A 286-nucleotide genomic window follows, 5' to 3' on the forward strand; every position below is an offset into this window, starting at 1 on the left:
CTGATCGTTGCGCCTTCTTCGCTTATGTATAATTGGCAAGCCGAATTCGAACGCTTTGCACCGGATATCCAGACGGTCATCGTCGACGGCCCGAAAGCGAATCGGTCGCGCGCTTTAAAACAGCCCGGCGATGTGTATATCACTTCTTACCCGGCGCTGCGGATGGCCCGGGGGGCGTACAAAGACTGGGCGTTCCATACGATTTTCTTCGATGAAGCGCAAGCATTCAAAAATCCGGCGACCCAAACCGCCAAAGCCGTAAAAGCGCATTAATCTCTCTACGCCC

At 54.2% G+C, this 286-nt stretch carries 1 protein-coding gene; it reads left to right on the plus strand.

The window, feature by feature from the left end; genetic code table 11:
• A partial coding sequence (locus SB775_RS28820; protein WP_410864616.1) for an SNF2-related protein occupies positions 1-273 on the plus strand: 273 nt, incomplete at its 5' end.
• Positions 274-286: the final 13 nt, after the last annotated feature.

Source organism: Peribacillus sp. SIMBA_075, from assembly GCF_046534585.1.